Below are 16,623 nucleotides of genomic sequence, written 5' to 3'. Positions count from 1 at the left end.
GGAGCTCCCGTCGTGAAGATCGCTGTTGCCGGCACGGGTTATGTGGGTCTGTCCAACGCGGTGCTCCTGGCGCAGAACCACGAGGTCTGGGCGCTGGACCTCGACCCGGTCAAGGTGGCGCAGGTGAACGACGGGATCTCGCCGGTCGCCGATGCCGAGCTCGAGGAGTACCTCGCGGGCACGGGGCTGAATCTGACCGCCACGCTCGACAAGGACGAGGCGTACGCGGGGGCCGCGGTGGTGATCGTGGCGACGCCCACGAACTACGACGAGGTGACGAACTTCTTCGACACGTCGTCCGTGGAGTCGGTGATCGAGAGCGTGCTGGTACGGGCGCCCGAGGCGACGATCGTGGTGAAGTCGACCATCCCGGTGGGCTTCACCGAGCGGATGCAGCAGGAGCACGAGGGCGCTGCGATCTTCTTCTCCCCGGAGTTCCTCCGCGAGGGCCGGGCCCTGTACGACAACCTGCACCCGTCGCGCATCGTGGTGGGCGACCGGTCCGAGCGGGGCAAGCAGTTCGCCGACCTGCTGCTGGAGGGGGCCATCACCAAGGACGTCCCTGTGCTCATGACCGACCCGACCGAGGCCGAGGCGATCAAGCTGTTCGCCAATACCTACCTGGCACTCCGTGTGGCGTACTTCAACGAGCTCGACACCTACGCGGTGACGCGCGGCCTGGATACGGCGCAGATCATCGAGGCGGTAGGCCTGGACCCGCGGATCGGGTCGCACTACAACAACCCGTCCTTCGGCTACGGCGGCTACTGCCTGCCCAAGGACACCCGGCAGCTCCTGGCGAACTACGCGGACGTGCCGCAGAACCTGATCAACGCGGTGGTCGACGCGAACACGACCCGCAAGGACTTCGTGGCCGCCGACATCCTGCGCCGCAACCCGAAGACCGTCGGCGTGTACCGGCTGGTCATGAAGTCCGGGTCGGACAACTTCCGGGCCTCCAGCATCCAGGGCATCATGAAGCGCATCAAGGCCAAGGGCGTCGAGGTCATCGTGTACGAGCCCACCCTGGACGAGGACCAGTTCTTCAACTCCGAGGTGGTGCGGGACCTCGACGAGCTCAAGTCCAGGGCCGACGTCATCATCGCGAACCGCCGTACGGAGGCGCTCGACGACGTCGCCGACAAGGTCTACACGCGCGACATCTACGGTCGCGACTGAATCGGTGTCCTACCTCAAGGAGATGGCTATGCAGGTCCTGGTCACCGGCGGTGCCGGTTTCATCGGTGCGAACTTCGTCCAGCAGACGGTGCGGGAGCGTCCCGACGTTCGGGTGACGGTGCTCGACGCGCTCACGTACGCGGGTGACCGCTCCTCGCTGGACGCCGTCGCCGACCGTGTGGAGCTGGTGGAGGGCTCGATCACCGACGCGCCGCTCGTGGACCGGCTCGTGGGGGAGTCGGACCTGGTGGTCCACTTCGCGGCGGAGTCGCACAACGACAACTCCCTGAACGACCCGTCGCCGTTCGTGCAGACCAACCTGGTGGGCACGTTCACGCTGCTGGAGGCGGTGCGCAAGCACGGGGTGCGGTTCCACCACATCTCGACGGACGAGGTCTACGGCGACCTCCCGCTGGACACCCCTGAGCGGTTCACCCCCGAGACCCCCTACAACCCGTCGTCGCCGTACTCGTCGACGAAGGCGGGCTCCGACCTGCTGGTCCGCGCCTGGGTGCGGTCCTTCGGCGTGCAGGCGACGATCTCGAACTGCTCGAACAACTACGGGCCGTACCAGCACATCGAGAAGTTCATCCCGCGCCAGGTCACCAACCTGATCGACGGCGTGCGACCCCGGCTGTACGGCGCGGGCCTCAACGTGCGGGACTGGATCCACGTCGAGGACCACAACTCGGCAGTCTGGAGCATCATCGAGAAGGGTCAGGTCGGCGAGACCTACCTCATCGGGGCCGACGGCGAGGCCAGCAACCTCGACGTCGTGCGGACCCTGCTGGAGATCTTCGGGCGGGACGCGGACGACTTCGACCACGTGACCGACCGCGCCGGGCACGACCTGCGCTACGCGATCGACGCGTCGCGCCTGCGCACGGAGCTCGGTTGGGCGCCGCGGTACACGGACTTCCGCGAGGGGCTGGCGGCGACGGTCGACTGGTACCGCGAGCACGAAGCCTGGTGGAGGGGTGCGAAGGCGCTGACGGAGGCGAAGTACGCTCGCTCTGGGCAGTGAGTATTTGGGCTGGGTCCGGTCGGGGCGAGGGTGATGTGTGCGCCGCCTCGCTCACGGGCCCCAGGGGGCCCTCCGCTACGGCTTGACGGCGGCGCACACATCACCCTCGCCCCGACCTTCGCCGTCCGGCTGCCCAGGGCGGGTGTACTTTTCCTCGGTCAGCGCCTGGTCGCTAGGTAGCTGGTGACTGCTTCCATGGTGGGGAGGAGGTTCTGGGCCTTTGCCTCGGCGAGGGTGGGAGCCACCTCGTCCTTCTCCGACAGGAGCGGGGCCAGCGGGCTGCCGTCACGGGCGGTGGTGGGCCACTCGATGCCGAGCTCCGGGTCGAGCGGGTGGATGCCGTGCTCACGTCCCGGCGCGTAGCCGGACGAGCACAGGTACAGCACCGTCGAGCCGTCCTCGAGCGACATGAACGCGTGGCCGAGGCCCTCGGACAGGTAGACGGCCCGCCGGTCGACGTCGTCCAGCAGCACGGCGTCCCACGTGCCGAAGGTGGGCGATCCCACGCGGATGTCCACGACGACGTCGAGCACGGCCCCCTTGGCGCACATGACGTACTTGGCCTGGCTGGGCGGCACGTCCGCGAAGTGGATGCCGCGGAGCACCCCGGCGGCCGACACGGAGCAGTTGGCCTGCTGCAGGTCGAACGAGTGTCCGACGGCGTCGGCGAACGGGCCGGCCTTGAACGCCTCGAAGAACAGGCCGCGCGGGTCGCCGAACTGTTGGGGGGTGATCTCGAATGCGCCGGGCACGGTCAGCTCGCGGTACTTCATGAGGCTCCTCTGGGGATCGGATGTGGCCATAGGATCCTAGGGTGGCTGAGGATCTCGGAGTGACCAAGACGCAGGGTACGGCGCGGCGATGGCTCGTCGTGGGTGCCGCTGGAATGCTAGGGCAGGACGTGGTGACGACGGCCGTGGAGGCCGGGCACCAGGTGACCGGCATCGGGCGGGGCGAGCTGGACATCACTGACGCCGCGGCGGCGCGCGCTGCGGTGGCGGGCTACGACGTCGTCGTCAACTGCGCCGCCTGGACCGCCGTCGACGACGCGGAGACGCACGAGCCCGAGGCCTTCGCCGTCAATGCCACGGGCGCCGCGAACCTGGCCCGCGCCGCCGCGGCAGCAGGCGCCCGGCTGGTCCACGTGTCCACGGACTACGTGTTCGACGGCGGTGCGACCGAGCCCTATCCGGAGGGCGCGCCGGTCCAGCCGCGCTCGGCGTACGGCCGGACCAAGGCTGCTGGTGAATGGGCTGTGCGTGCGGAGGCGCCGGACGCCGTCGTGGTGCGGACCGCGTGGCTGTACGGGGCGGGTGGGCGTTGCTTCCCCAAGACCATCGCGCGCGTCGCCGGCGAGCGGGACCGGCTGAGCGTGGTGGACGACCAGACCGGACAGCCCACCTGGACCGGTGACCTGGCCGACCTCATCGTGCGGCTCGTCGGCGCTGACGCTCCGGGCGGCATCTACCACGGCACGTCGTCGGGACAGGTGACCTGGTACGGCTTCGCGCGCGAGGTGGTGGTGGCGGCCGGTCACGCGACGCCCGTCGACCCGACGACGAGCGCCGCGTACCAGCTGCCCGCGCCGCGCCCGGCCTACTCGGTGCTCGGGCACGACCGGCTCCGCGCGGTCGGCGTCGAGCCGATCGGCGACTGGGCCGAACGCTGGAAGGTGGCGGCGCCGACGGTGCTGGGAACTCCGTAGTACTGTCGATCGCGCGAGGGGCAGGAGCTCCGAGAAGTGAGCCCGGCAGCCATCCGGACGGTTGGTGAGCCGGGCTTAGCGCTGCCTAGGACAGTTCGATCGACCGCAGGGTTCAGTCGTCCAGCAGGCTCAGCAGGTAGCTGCCGTAGCCCGACTTGGTGAGGGCCTCGGCGCGGGCGCGCAGGTCGTCGTCGGTCAGGAATCCGCGCCGCCAGGAGACCTCCTCGGGAGAACCGATCTTCAGACCCTGGCGGAGCTCAACCGTGCGGACGTAGTCGGAGGCCTCCAGCAGCGAGTCGAAGGTCCCGGTGTCCAGCCAAGCCGTACCTCGCGGCAGCACCTCGACCTGAAGCCGTCCCTGGCGCAGGTACTCGGCGTTGACGTCGGTGATCTCGTACTCCCCGCGGGCCGAAGGCTTGAGGTCCTTCGCGATGGTGACCACATCGTTGTCGTAGAAGTACAAACCCGGCACCGCATAGTTCGACTTGGGCTGGGAGGGCTTCTCCTCCAGCGACAGAGCGCGGCCGCGCTCGTCGAACTCGACCACTCCGTACGCGGTGGGATTGGCGACACGGTAGGCGAACACCGCGCCGCCGTCGATGTCGGCGAAGCGGGTCAGCCGGGAGCCCAAGCCAGGGCCGTAGAAGATGTTGTCCCCCAGGACGAGAGCCGCGGACTCGTTTCCGAGAAACTCTTCGCCGAGCACGAAGGCCTGTGCCAGCCCGTTGGGTGTCGGCTGCGTCGTGTAGCTGATCGAGATGCCGAACTGCGAGCCGTCTCCGAGCAGTCGCTGGAACTGGTCGGCGTCGTGTGGCGTGGTGATGACGAGCACATCGCTGATCCCGGCCAGGATCAGTGTGGACAACGGGTAGTAGATCATCGGCTTGTCGTAGACCGGTACGAGCTGCTTGCTGATGCCCTGGGTGATCGGGTGCAACCTTGTGCCGGAGCCACCGGCGAGAATGATTCCGCGCATGGGGCGGATCTTCTCACGCCCTCGAACGCCGAGAGCGACGTTCCGAGGCTGTTGGCAGCGACTTCGCCTCGTCTTGTCGCGGCGCCTTCACTCACCTGGGGACTGCACGCGAAGAATTCACCCAGATGATCTTTTCGGCCCGATCGAGCAATGGCCCAGAATGCGGGTGAACGACGGGTGATGTTCCTCCCGGGGTGATGCGCTGACGGCCGTCGGAACTGTAGGCACAGACTATGTCCGCACCTGATGGAATCGGCGAGCTGCTTGTTGCGGCAGACCCTGCCGGCTCTGAATCGCCCCCGGCCGACCCTCGGCACCGCCCTCCGCGGCGCGGCCGTCGTCGCAAGGGCTTCGTCGCGGCGGTCGTCGCCGGCGCCCTTGTGCTCGTCTGTGCCAGCGGAGCCATGGCCTACTTCAGCTATCGGATCTCGCTCGACGAGAAGATCGAACGTATCGAGGACCCGTTCGCCGATCTGGACCCGGCGGACCGCCCGGATCCGGCGCCCGTCGAGGGCGCTGCCGCACCCGTGAACATCCTCGCGCTCGGCTCGGACAGCCGGATCTCGGCCGGCGACCCGAACGCCTGGGAGTTCGGCGCGCAGCGCACCGACGCGATCCTGCTTCTGCACCTGTCCGCAGACCGGAAGTCGGCAGCCGTGATCTCGATCCCGCGGGACTCCTGGGTGAACATCCCTGGCTACGGCGAGGCGAAGATCAACGCAGCGTTCTCCTACGGCGGCCCCAGCCTCATGATCCAGACGGTCGAGGACCTGACGGGCGTGCGCATCGACCACTTCGCGGTGAGCGACTTCGAGTCGTTCACGACGCTTACCGACACCCTCGGTGGCGTGGAGATCACGGTGCCCGACGGCGCCGGCGGCTCGGTGAGGCAGGCGATGACGGGGGACGAAGCGCTTGAGTTCACGCGCGAGCGTTACGCGCTGGCGAACGGCGACTTCGGCCGGGTGCAGCGACAGCAGGCGTGGATGCGGGCGATCGCCGCGAAAGCCACAGAGGACCGGGGTGACCTGCTGAAGATGTCCCGGTTCCTCGAGGCGGCAGTCGGGTCCGTGGCGGTCGACGAGGGATTCACCATGGACAAGATGCTGGAGCTGGCCGTCAGTGCCAAGGACCTCTCCACCGGGGACATCGCCTTCATGACCGTTCCCTATGCCGGCACCGGGCGCAGCGAGGACGGGCAGTCGATCGTGCTGCTCGACCGCGCCGGGTTCGACCCGCTCATGCAGGCGGTGGCAAAGGACGAGCTGCCGGCCTTCCTCGCTGCCCACCCCGACGCCATGGACCAGCTGCCGGACGTCGTGGAGTAGGGACAGCCGCCGTCGAGGTGACCGCACCGATACGGGCGGGTAACGGTTCACGGCCTGACCGGGTGAACCTGAGAGTTTTTCACCCGTTATAGACGATCGGGCACATAAGCCGCTTGTAGCATGAGCCGATCAATAGCGCATCCTGTACCTCCGTCACACGCGTATCGCGCCCGGCGGGATGCCCTTTCTGACTTATTGCTCTCAAGCAGACAAGGACATTTGTGCCGTGAAGGATCGTGCGCCGGGCGTGGTGCGTCAGCTACGTCGCGCGGCCTGGCACCTCCGTCAGGGCGGCCCCCAGCAGCTGCGTACCTATCTGCGGCGGCAGCGGGTCCCCATGGCGGCGCAGACCGGTGGGGCGCGGCTGACGAAGAACGGCCTGACGTTCGACCCCTGGCCGGCTCGTCCGGCGTCCGGGATCGCGACCGCGGGGGCCGGTGCGTCCGGCCGGCGGGACCTCAGGGTCGGCGTCATCCTGGACGACTTCTCGCGGCTGGCGTTCGCCTCCGAGTGGGACCAGGTGGACCTGACACCCGCGACCTGGCGCGACGAGCTGGCGGCGGGCCTGGACCTGCTGTTCGTGGAGTCCGCCTGGAACGGCAACGGCGGTGCGTGGCAGTACCACCTGACGGGGACGTCGGCCCCGCGGCCGGCGTTCGTCGAGCTCGTCGACGCCTCCCGTGCCGCAGGCGTGCCCACGGTGTTCTGGAACAAGGAAGACCCGGTCCACTTCGAGGACTTCCTGGACGCGGCCCGGCTGTTCGACCGCGTCTACACGACCGACGTCGACCGGCTGCCCGCCTACGAGGACGCGCTGGGGCACGAGCAGGTGGGCGTGCTGGAGTTCGCCGCGCAGCCGGCAATCCACAACCCGGTGCGGGTGCACGGCCGGGGGCCGGAGCGCGACGTCGCGTTCGCCGGCATGTACTTCGCGCACAAGTACCCGGAGCGACGCGAACAGATGGACCTGCTCCTCGGTGCGGCGCTGGACGTCTCGCCGAAGATGGAGCACGGCCTCGAGATCTTCAGCCGGTTCCGCGGCAAGGACCAGAAGTACCAGTTCCCGGCCCCGCTGGACGGGCGCGTCGTCGGATCGCTCGACTACGACCGCATGCTGACCGCCTACCGCGAGTACAAGGTCTTCCTCAACGTGAACTCGGTGGTCGGGTCGCCGTCGATGTGCGCGCGGCGGATCTTCGAGATCACCGCCAGCGGCACGCCCGTCGTCTCCACGCCGAGCGCCGCGGTGGGGGAGTACTTCCCCTCGGACGAGGTCTTCGTCGCGGGAACCCGGGAGACCGCCGCGCACACGATCCGTGCGCTCGTGCGCTCTCCGGAGCTGCGCGACCGCGCCGTGCACAAGGGGCAGCGCCGCATCTGGCGCGAGCACACCTACGGCGCACGGTCGCAGAAGGTCCTGCACGAGGTGGGGCTGGTCGACTCTGCCGTTGTCCCGCGACCCAGCGTGACCGCGCTGGTCTCGACGAACCGCCCGCACCAGCTGGACCACGTGCTGGCCGCGCTCGGTGCGCAGGAGGGTGTTGACCTGCAGGTCGCGCTGCTCTCGCACGGGTTCGAGGTGGACGACGCAGATCTGCGGGCGCGGGCCAAGGAAGCCGGGATCGAGCGCCTTGAGCTGCTGTCGGCACCGGCCGACGTGCCGCTGGGCTCCTGCCTGAACCTGCTGCTCGAGGCCGCCGACGGCGACGTCGTGGCCAAGATCGACGACGACGACCTGTATGGGCCCCAATACCTGTCCGACCAGCTGTACGCGATGGCGTACTCCGGCGCGGACGTGGTGGGCAAGCAGGCGCACTACATGCATCTCGAGGGCGCCGACGCGACGATCCTGCGGTTCGCGGACCGTGAGCACCGGTACACCGACCGCGTGATGGGGCCGACGATCGTCGCTGCGCGTGAGACCGCTTCCAGCGTCCGGTTCCGGACGCTGCCGCGGGGCGAGGACACGGCGTTCCTCGAGGACCTTGTCGAGGCCGGCGGGACGCTGTATTCCGCCGACCGATTCAACTTCGTCCAGGTGCGGTCCGCCGTAGGCGGGCACTCCTGGGACGCGACCGAGGCCGAACTGCTTGCGAGCGGCGAGGTCAAGCACTACGGGCGTGCGGCGACGCACGTCTTCTTCTGAGGCGGGGAACATGGGGATCAGCACTGTCGGCGTGATCGGGCTGGGGTACATCGGGCTACCGACCGCGGCGATCCTTGCGGCGAACGGTGTGGCGGTGACCGGGGTCGATGTGAACCCGGAGACGGTCGACGCAGTGAGCCGCGGTGAGGTGCCGTTCGTGGAGCCGGACCTGGCGGGCTATGTGGCCGGGGGTGTGTCTTCCGGCAAGCTGCGAGCAAGCCTGGTGCCCGAGCCTGCCGACGCCTACATCGTCGCCGTGCCCACGCCGTTCACGGGAGACCACAAGCCTGACCTCACCTACATCCGATCTGCCGCCGAGGCGCTCGCGCCGGTACTTCGTGGCGGCGAGCTGGTGATCCTCGAGTCCACGTCGCCGCCCGGCACGACACAGCGCATGGCGGACTGGATCCTGGCGCTACGACCCGACCTGAGCGTTGATGGCTCCGATGGTCGGCCCGCCGTCTACTTTGCGCACTGCCCCGAGCGGGTTCTGCCTGGCAAGGTCATGGTCGAGCTGGTGACGAACGACCGCATCGTGGGTGGCCTGACCCCCGAGGCAGCGCAGCGGGCCCGCGACCTCTACCAGGTCTTCTGCCAGGGCGAGATCCTGCTGACCGACGCGGTGACCGCGGAGACGGCGAAGCTCGTCGAGAACTCGTTCCGCGACGTGAACATCGCCTTCGCCAACGAGCTGTCGTTCGTTGCGGACAAGCTGGGTATCGACGTGTGGGAACTCATCCGGCTGGCCAACCACCACCCACGCGTGAACATCCTGCAGCCGGGGCCGGGCGTGGGCGGGCACTGCATCGCGGTGGACCCCTGGTTCATCGTGGACGCGGCACCCGACGAAGCGCGATTGATCCGGACAGCGCGCGAGGTGAACGATGCCAAGCCGCGCTGGGTGCTGCACAAGGTGGTCGACGCGGTCGCGGACCTCGGCGTGGCGAACCCGGTGATTGCCACCTACGGGCTGGCGTTCAAGCCGAACATCGACGACCTGCGGGAGTCGCCGGCCCTGGAGATCACCACCGAGATCGCGCGGACGTTTCCGCACGCGACGGTGCTGGCCGTGGAGCCGCATGTCGAGAAGGTTCCGGCGCAGCTCGCCGACCTGGTGAACGTCCGGCTGGCGGGGACCGAGGAGGCGCTCGCGGACGGCCAGGTGCACGTGCTGCTGGTTGACCATGCACAGTTCCGTGCGCTTGCAGGCCCTCTGGCGGGCAGGCGCGTGGTGGATACGCGGGGGATGCTGCGTTGAGCCGTCTCGCCCGGTTCCGCCGTCGATGGGTGGCCGTTGCTGTGATGGCAGCACTCGTCGTCGTTTCCGCGGCCGTGCTGACGCTAGGCCTGGTCACGACGCGACCGAGCGCATGGCTGGTGTTCGCGGGTGTGCTGGGCGTGCTGGTGTCGGTCGGCCTCCCCGTGGCCGTGGCCGTGTGGTGGGTGACCGTGCGGACCGAAGCGCGGCTGCGTCGCCGGATCGATCGGCTCGAGGCGACAGTGCAGGACACGCGCCTGAAGGCTTCGCGGCACGAGTGGGTGCAGGAGAAGGCGCTCGAGCGGATCGAGTGGACGAGCCGTGAGGCGGCGACCGGGATCTCGCACCTGGCGTGGGCCGCATTGCGGGAGTTCTCTCCTGTGGGCGAGGCGCAGGCTGTGGGCGCGGTGCCGCGCGTGCTGTTCGTAACGAGCAACGGTGGCGGCATGGGGCACATCGCCCGGTGCGCCGCGGTGCTGCGACACGCGGACCGTGCGCTCGACGGCCGGATCCTCACACTCTCGACGGCGGCCTCGACGGTCGCTGCCGCAGGTTACGACGTCACGTATTTTCCCAGCCACACCACGGCCGGTGTCAGCCATGACCGATGGCGCCGGCAGTTCACGCGCCGCCTCCTCGACGAGATCGCTGCATACCGCCCGGAGGCGATCGTCTTCGACGGCACGTGGGTGTACCCCTCGCTGACGGACGTCACCGACCTGGTGGGCCTGCCTCTGGTGTGGCTGCGCCGTGGGCTGTGGCGCGAGAGCACCGACCTGACACAGGTGAAGAGCTGGCGTGACCATGTGACCTCGGTGATCGTGCCCGGTGACATTGCCGAGACGCGGGAGACCGCGCCGGAGATCTTCCAGGACGCGACATGGGTGGACCCGGTGTCCCTCGCACCAGCCTCGCTCATGCCACGGGAGAAGGCACTCGCCTCACTCGGGCTCGACCCGGAGCGGCAGTATGCGCTCGTGCAGCTCTCCGGCGGCAACGGCGACGGGTCGGCCACGGCTGCTGCCGTGCAGGCCGTTCACGACGCCGGGGACATCATCCCGGTCGTGGTGAGGTCGCCGCTGCTGTCCTCCGCGGTCGTGCACGGCGCGGCGACTATCGATGCACGCTTCCCCCTGGTCGACCTGGCCGGCGCGTGGGAGTTCACGATAACCGGCGCGGGGTACAACTCCGTGCACGAGAACCTGCACACCTGCACGCCGGGGGTCTACCTGCCGAGCGCGGTGACGCTGAGGGACGACCAGGAGAAGCGTGCGCGGGCGCTTGCCGGAGCAGGTCTCGGCATCACGGCAGACGACGTGGACGGGATTGCTGGCTCTGTCGCAGATCTGATCGCGGGACGGCACACCGACGAATTGCGCATTGCAATGCGCGAGAGCCTGAGCGAGCAGGGTGCGCCGAACGCGGCAGAAGCCATCGTCAGCCTCGCCACGAAATGAATGGCAGTGCATTGAACTTCTTCAATCTTGATTCTGGCAAACGCCATGACGATAGGAACGCCAAGCGCAATGACCGATAACTTCACGCCTACCGCAAATACCGATTCCGGCAGGCCGAGTGTTTCGGTGCTGGTTCCTACCTTCAACGTCGAGCAGTATCTTGAGGCTGCGCTGGACAGCTTGATCCACCAGACGTTGACGGACCTGGAAATCATCTGCGTCGACGACGGTTCGACCGATTCGAGCCCGGAGATCCTGGCGCGTTACGCGCAGGAGCATTCGGACCGCCTCAAGGTCATCACCCAGGCCAACGCGGGCTACGGCGTGGCCATGAACGTGGCCCTCCGGCACGCGACCGGCGAGTACATCGGGATCCTTGAACCGGACGATGTCGTTCGGCCCACCATGTTCGAGACGCTCTGGCGCGCCGGCCGGGAGCACGACCTCGACATCGTCAAGGCGGACTACCTGCGCTTCCGGGGCGTTGGGGAGCACCGCACCGAGGTGATCGTGCCGTCGGCGTCGAACCCGGCGGTCTACGGCCAGGTCCTCGATCCAGCCCAGCAGGTCGGCATCTTCCGCTACCCGATGAACACCTGGTGCGGTATCTACCGCCGCGAGTTTCTCGTCGAGAACGACATCTGGCACCACGAGACGCCGGGTGCGTCCTATCAGGACAACGGATTCTTCTTCCAGACGATGTGCCAGGCACGCCGTGTCATGTACGTCAACGAGATCTTCTACGAGAACCGCCGCGACAACCCCAACTCCTCGGTGAAGTCGACGGGCAAGGCAGATGTCGCGCTCCAGGAGTACGACTGGATCCGCGAGTGGCTCTTGGAACGACCTGAGCTTGCCGAGGCCTTCACGGGGGTCTACGGGCTCAAGCGGTGGCACAACATCGACTTCACGATGAATAGGCTGGCGCCAGACCTGCGTAGGGAGTTCTGCCGCATGGTGTCTGACGTGCTGAAGAGGGACCTCGAGCGTGGCGTCCTGATCCAGTCCGCCTTCGGCGTCGGCGAGTGGAACCGCGTCCAGTGGATCATGCGCGACCCCGACGAGTATTACTACCAGCACGAGGCATCTCGGGTGAAGGTGTCCGTCGTCATGCCGGTGTACAACGGGATGCCCCACCTCAAGGCGTGTCTGGCGTCGCTGAAGGCCCAGTCGCTCCGCAACTTCGAAGTCATTCTTGTCGACGACGGTTCGACAGACGAGTCCCTCGAGGTACTCCGGGATTTTGCTGAGTCCGATCCCCTCGACCGCGTCATCCTGCTGACGCAGGAGCATCAGGGAGCCGGTGCCGCGCGCAACTTGGGGCTTGATCATGCCCAGGGGGAGTATGTGGCATTCCTGGACGCCGACGACGTCTTCGACAAAGGAATGCTGGGCCGTGCTTACGGCAAGGCTAAGGCGGACCAAGCGGCCGTTTGCGTGTTCCGGTCGCGCAACCTCGACTCGGCGACCGGGCGTACCAGCCCGATCGCACACGCCGTCAAGATCAACCAGCTACCGAAGCACCGACCTTTCTCGAGCACGGCGATCACCCACAACCCGTTCTTCAGTTTTGTGGGGTGGCCCTGGGACAAGTTGTTCCTGCGTACCTACCTGCAGAACACGGGGCTTCGGTTCCAGCCGTTGACCTCGACGAACGACGCCTACTTCGTCTATTCGGCACTGCTGTTGTGCGACCGGATCACGATCCTGGACGAGGAGCTCATCTCCCACCGCAGGAACGTGGGTACCTCGATCTCGAACTCGACGTCGAAGTCGCCGGACAACGCTCACCTCGCACTCCTGGCGATCCGTGACCAGCTCGTGCGCAGTGGTATCTACCCGCCACTGGAGCGCAAGTTCGTCAACTACGCCCTGCACCTTCTGCTCTGGCACCTCAACAACCTGCCGACAGATGCGCGTGAGGACTTCTACAAGACCCTGGTCACTGACTGGTTCCCCGAGCTGGGTGTGTCCGAGCAACCGCTGGACTTCTTCACGCAGCCGAAGGAGCGGGCGATCCTGGGCATGATCCGGTACACGCAGGAGCACGGGACCGGGTCGTACTGGGATCTGGCGTTCCTCGATACAGACACCGAGCACCGCGCGGAGCTCAAGCGGGTCTATTCCGCCCTGGGCAACGGTGCGGTCGATCCGGACGTGGACCAGCGGGTCCGGCGGCTTGAGCGCGAGGTCGCGCTCGAGCAGCGCAGGATCGTGCAGATCCGCACGTCAGAGACTTGGCGGGTCGGTCAGGCAGTCACCGTCGTACCTCGGCTGATTGCCGACTTCTTCAAGCGCTGAACAGGGGATCCACATGAACGCTGATCTTGTTGTCGTCGGGTCGGGATTCTTCGGCCTCACCGTCGCCGAACGGGTCGCCGAGGAGTACGGCCGGAAGGTCCTTGTGATCGATCGGCGCCCGCATATCGGTGGTAACGCCTACAGCGAAGCGGAGAAGAGCACCGGAATCGAGGTGCACCGTTACGGCGCCCACCTGTTCCACACATCGAACGAGCGGGTGTGGGAGTACGTAAACCGGTTCACCGCATTCACGAACTACGTGCACCGTGTGTACACCACGCACAAGGGCGAGGTGTTCCCGATGCCGATCAACCTCGGTACCGTGAACCAGTTCTTCCGATCCGCTCACGGGCCCGAGGCCGCGCGCGCGCTGATCAAGGATCAGGCGGCCGAGCTCGCAGGCAAGAAGCCGGAGAACCTCGACGAGCAGGGTGTCTCACTGATCGGGCGCCCGCTGTACGAGGCGTTCATCCGTGAGTACACGGCCAAGCAGTGGCAGACAGACCCGACCGAACTGCCCGCCTCGATCATCTCGCGCCTGCCCGTGCGCTACACGTACGACAACCGCTACTTCAACGACACCCACGAGGGCCTGCCGGTTGACGGCTACACCCGGTGGATCGAGCGGATTGCGGACCACAAGAACATCGAGGTCCGCCTGGGCGTCGACTTCTTCGACGAGACTCAGCCGGCGAGCAAGGGCAACGTGGTCGGGAACGTGCCGGTCGTGTACACGGGGCCCGTCGACCGGTACTTCGACTATGCAGAGGGTGAGATGTCGTGGCGCACCCTTGACTTCGAGGAGGAAGTGCTCGAGATCGGTGACTATCAGGGGACCCCAGTGATGAACTATGCGGACGCTGACGTGCCGTACACACGGATCCACGAGTTCCGGCACTTCCACCCGGAGCGGGACTACCCGACCGACAAGACGGTCATCATGCGCGAGTTCTCACGCTTCGCCGAGCGTTCGGACGAGCCGTACTACCCGGTGAACACTGCCGAGGACCGTGAGCGCTTGCTCAAGTATCGTGACCTCGCCGCGAACGAGAAGGACGTCCTGTTCGGCGGGCGGCTGGGCACGTACAAGTACCTCGACATGCACATGGCCATCGGTGCTGCACTGTCGATGGTGGACAACAAGCTTGCGCCGCACTACGGCAAGGGCGAGGTCATTGAGAGCGGGGGCGTCGAGGCATGACGCGCACTTCTGCATCTGCACTGCAGTTGCCTGGGCACGCGGGTGCCTGGAACCAGACGGACATTCCCGATGTCGATCTGACCGATCGTCACGTGGTCGTCATCACAGACAGCGCCGCACCGATGGACCTGGCACGCGCCGTGGAGTCCTCCGCGCGCGCAGTGCGAGTGAGACTGATGACTTCCACAGCGGTCCCGACCGACCTACGTAGCCCGACAATCGTAGTGACGCCCGTGACGAGTGTCCGAGACATGTTCAACGCGATTGCGTCCGGACCGGCGCCGGACGTCATCATCGAGGCTTTGGAGAGTCTCGATCCGCGACGCTCGGGCGCCTTTGGGCGCCTGTTCTTGGCATTGAATGACGAAGGCGCCTACATATTCGCCCGGCCCGGTGGAGAAGTCCGCGACACAAGTGTCGTCTGGGACTGGCTTCGTGGACGTGTCGAGCGCGAGGTAGCGGGGAGCGATGACCGCCGACCGCGGCGGCGCAGTGTCGAGCAGGCAATTGGCGAGGCCATCTCGTCGGTGACGGTGAACAATGGCTCGGTCGTAGTTCGGAAGTCCGGCCAGCACCTCATGAAGATCTACAATCTCCTCCACAGGCCCGACGGCGAGTCGCGATTGGAAACCGCTGTGCAGCGCCGCGCGGGCGCACGCGCGGTCGAGAGAATCGCCACGATCCCCGCTGAGGCCCTTGAGGTCGAGACTGACCTCCGCACCAACAATCCGGACCTTGCGATGAAGCGGTTCAAGCGTCGCTACGATGTGCGCCCGTTGGTGGCGAGGGTGATTCGGGATGCGCTTTGTGCGCCACGGCAGATCATCAGTGTCGACGGTCTTCTGCTCCCGGAGTCGTCGATGCAACCACGAGTTCAGCCCATGTATAACCGCTCGCTCATCGACGACGGGGACGACTACGCGGAGTTTCCAGTGTCCCCGGGCGAGGACGTAGCCAAGCTCAGCGGGACGTATTTCCACCTCGACAACGAATACCCGGGTCATTTCGGGCACGTGACAAGCCAGGATTTGACCAAGCTATGGGCCTGGGAGTCGGCGCTATATTACGATCCAGACTGCCGAGTTCTGCTCAGCCCTCCAGTTGGCAAGAGTGATCTCAACGAGTTCCAGTACCGCCTGCTCGCGGCTTTCGGGATCACGCGAGATCGGGTCACCCTTCTGCGTGGTCCCGTTCGGGTGGAACGACTGATCAACGCCACGTTCGGGCTGCAGAACCCGTACTTTGTGAGCCCGCGCTGCAAGGACATCTGGCAGCGGATCGGGGCCGAGGTCGCAGCGAAGTCCACGGTTCAAGCGCCCAAGCGCCTGTTTGTCTCTCGGGGCGATGGACTGCCCCGACGGTGTATCAACGGACAGGACGTCGAGCAGGTGTTCCGTGACGCCGGCTTTGAAATCATTCTTCCGGAGCAATTCGACATTGCTGACCAGATCAAGATGTTCCGGGAGGCAGAAGTGGTTGCGGGTTATGCCGGCTCGGCGATGTTCAACATGGTCTACTCCTCGGCGAAGACCACTTGGTTCGTGATCGGTTCACGGTCGTACACTGCGACGACAGAGTATCTCCTAGCGGCTCTGTACGACGACCCGATTCGCTACTTCTTCTGTGATCCGGTGGTGGAACAGCCGGATGGAGGATGGTCGAGCGAGGCGTACTTCTCGAACTACACGTTCAATTTCGAGCGCGACGGTGAGTCATTGGATCGCTGGCTCGCCGAACTGTGAGATAGGCTGCCGCTCGCTCAGAGCGGCGTGCTAGGACCTGACCCTTATCAAGCTGGGGTCTCCCGCCATCTGCGGCTTTGGCTGTGGTTTTGCTCAGCGGATGATGCGAAACGTGCAAGAGGGCTGTCATCGAATGCTGGTCGTGGCTCCGCAGGTCCGGATGGTGACGACGGTGCTTGGTGCGACACGACGACCGGGGTCGGGTAGCTGGGGTGAAAACCTCACCTGCTACCCGACCCCGGTACGGCTGACTAGCGCTGGATCTGCTCGAGACGGCCGCCCATCCTGCATGCACGGCCCGAGCAC

Annotated in this window: 12 protein-coding genes; 10 read left to right on the top strand and 2 right to left on the bottom strand. The window is 66.5% G+C overall.

Features of this window, described 5'->3' with window-relative positions:
* Positions 1 to 12 precede the first annotated feature (12 nt).
* Together ACFS27_RS24925 and rfbB are read left to right on the top strand one after the other, a co-directional pair.
* The gene (locus ACFS27_RS24925) at positions 13 to 1,179 is read left to right on the top strand and encodes a nucleotide sugar dehydrogenase (RefSeq protein ID WP_377189076.1); all 1,167 of its coding nucleotides are present in this window, start codon (positions 13 to 15) and stop codon (positions 1,177 to 1,179) included.
* A 28-nt stretch (positions 1,180 to 1,207) separates the two neighbouring features.
* A complete protein-coding gene (rfbB, locus tag ACFS27_RS24920) occupies positions 1,208 to 2,203 on the top strand; it encodes a dTDP-glucose 4,6-dehydratase (protein ID WP_377189074.1) in 996 nt (331 codons plus the stop codon).
* Positions 2,204 to 2,361: 158 nt separating this feature from the next.
* Here rfbB and ACFS27_RS24915 read toward each other — a convergent pair whose 3' ends face one another.
* Complete coding sequence (locus tag ACFS27_RS24915; protein ID WP_377189071.1) at positions 2,362 to 2,976, bottom strand: dTDP-4-dehydrorhamnose 3,5-epimerase family protein; 615 nt, start codon at positions 2,974 to 2,976, stop codon at positions 2,362 to 2,364.
* 59 nt (positions 2,977 to 3,035) lie between these two features.
* Between ACFS27_RS24915 and rfbD the strand changes: the two genes are divergently transcribed.
* Positions 3,036 to 3,908 carry a dTDP-4-dehydrorhamnose reductase gene (gene rfbD, locus ACFS27_RS24910; RefSeq protein ID WP_377189069.1) on the top strand — a complete coding sequence of 291 codons (873 nt, stop codon included), beginning with the start codon at positions 3,036 to 3,038 and terminating at the stop codon, positions 3,906 to 3,908.
* Positions 3,909 to 4,020: 112 nt separating this feature from the next.
* Here the strand turns inward: rfbD and rfbA are convergent, their stop codons facing one another.
* Complete coding sequence (rfbA, locus tag ACFS27_RS24905) at positions 4,021 to 4,884, bottom strand: glucose-1-phosphate thymidylyltransferase RfbA (RefSeq protein ID WP_377189066.1); 864 nt, start codon at positions 4,882 to 4,884, stop codon at positions 4,021 to 4,023.
* A gap of 233 nt (positions 4,885 to 5,117) precedes the next feature.
* On the opposite strand from rfbA, the gene ACFS27_RS24900 reads away from it, so the two are divergent.
* From ACFS27_RS24900 to ACFS27_RS24870, 7 genes are all read left to right on the top strand, one after another.
* Positions 5,118 to 6,212, top strand: a complete 1,095-nt coding sequence (locus tag ACFS27_RS24900) for an LCP family protein (RefSeq protein WP_377189063.1) — start codon at positions 5,118 to 5,120, stop codon at positions 6,210 to 6,212.
* A gap of 226 nt (positions 6,213 to 6,438) precedes the next feature.
* Positions 6,439 to 8,358 carry a glycosyltransferase family protein gene (locus tag ACFS27_RS24895; RefSeq protein WP_377189060.1) on the top strand — a complete coding sequence of 640 codons (1,920 nt, stop codon included), beginning with the start codon at positions 6,439 to 6,441 and terminating at the stop codon, positions 8,356 to 8,358.
* A 10-nt stretch (positions 8,359 to 8,368) separates the two neighbouring features.
* Positions 8,369 to 9,616, top strand: a complete 1,248-nt coding sequence (wecC, locus tag ACFS27_RS24890) for a UDP-N-acetyl-D-mannosamine dehydrogenase (protein ID WP_377189057.1) — start codon at positions 8,369 to 8,371, stop codon at positions 9,614 to 9,616.
* 44 nt (positions 9,617 to 9,660) lie between these two features.
* Positions 9,661 to 11,073, top strand: a complete 1,413-nt coding sequence (locus ACFS27_RS24885) for a hypothetical protein (RefSeq protein WP_377189054.1) — start codon at positions 9,661 to 9,663, stop codon at positions 11,071 to 11,073.
* Positions 11,074 to 11,142: 69 nt separating this feature from the next.
* Positions 11,143 to 13,374: a glycosyltransferase gene (locus ACFS27_RS24880; protein WP_377189051.1), complete on the top strand. Its 2,232-nt coding sequence runs from the start codon at positions 11,143 to 11,145 to the stop codon at positions 13,372 to 13,374.
* A 13-nt stretch (positions 13,375 to 13,387) separates the two neighbouring features.
* Positions 13,388 to 14,575, top strand: coding sequence for a UDP-galactopyranose mutase (glf, locus tag ACFS27_RS24875; RefSeq protein WP_377189048.1), 1,188 nt, complete (start codon positions 13,388 to 13,390; stop codon positions 14,573 to 14,575).
* On the top strand, positions 14,572 to 16,317 hold the full coding sequence (locus tag ACFS27_RS24870) for a glycosyltransferase family 61 protein (RefSeq protein WP_377189045.1): 1,746 nt from the start codon (positions 14,572 to 14,574) through the stop codon (positions 16,315 to 16,317). Before glf ends, ACFS27_RS24870 begins: the two co-directional genes overlap by 4 nt.
* Positions 16,318 to 16,623 lie beyond the last annotated feature (306 nt).

This window comes from Promicromonospora vindobonensis (genome assembly GCF_042685865.1).
GTDB lineage: Bacteria > Actinomycetota > Actinomycetes > Actinomycetales > Cellulomonadaceae > Promicromonospora > Promicromonospora vindobonensis.
Note: the sequence above shows the minus strand (reverse complement) of the source record. Positions and strands in the feature narration are given on the sequence as shown.

Bases quoted from the DNA above. Each gene is read 5' to 3' on its own strand.
- ACFS27_RS24900 (WP_377189063.1), top strand. From the start codon at position 5,118: ATGTCCGCACCTGATGGAATCGGCGAGCTGCTTGTTGCGGCAGACCCT.
- rfbA (WP_377189066.1), bottom strand. From the start codon at position 4,884: ATGCGCGGAATCATTCTCGCCGGTGGCTCCGGCACAAGGTTGCACCCG.
- ACFS27_RS24915 (WP_377189071.1), bottom strand. From the start codon at position 2,976: ATGAAGTACCGCGAGCTGACCGTGCCCGGCGCATTCGAGATCACCCCC.
- wecC (WP_377189057.1), top strand. From the start codon at position 8,369: ATGGGGATCAGCACTGTCGGCGTGATCGGGCTGGGGTACATCGGGCTA.
- ACFS27_RS24870 (WP_377189045.1), top strand. From the start codon at position 14,572: ATGACGCGCACTTCTGCATCTGCACTGCAGTTGCCTGGGCACGCGGGT.
- glf (WP_377189048.1), top strand. From the start codon at position 13,388: ATGAACGCTGATCTTGTTGTCGTCGGGTCGGGATTCTTCGGCCTCACC.
- ACFS27_RS24880 (WP_377189051.1), top strand. From the start codon at position 11,143: ATGACCGATAACTTCACGCCTACCGCAAATACCGATTCCGGCAGGCCG.
- rfbB (WP_377189074.1), top strand. From the start codon at position 1,208: ATGCAGGTCCTGGTCACCGGCGGTGCCGGTTTCATCGGTGCGAACTTC.
- ACFS27_RS24885 (WP_377189054.1), top strand. From the start codon at position 9,661: ATGGCAGCACTCGTCGTCGTTTCCGCGGCCGTGCTGACGCTAGGCCTG.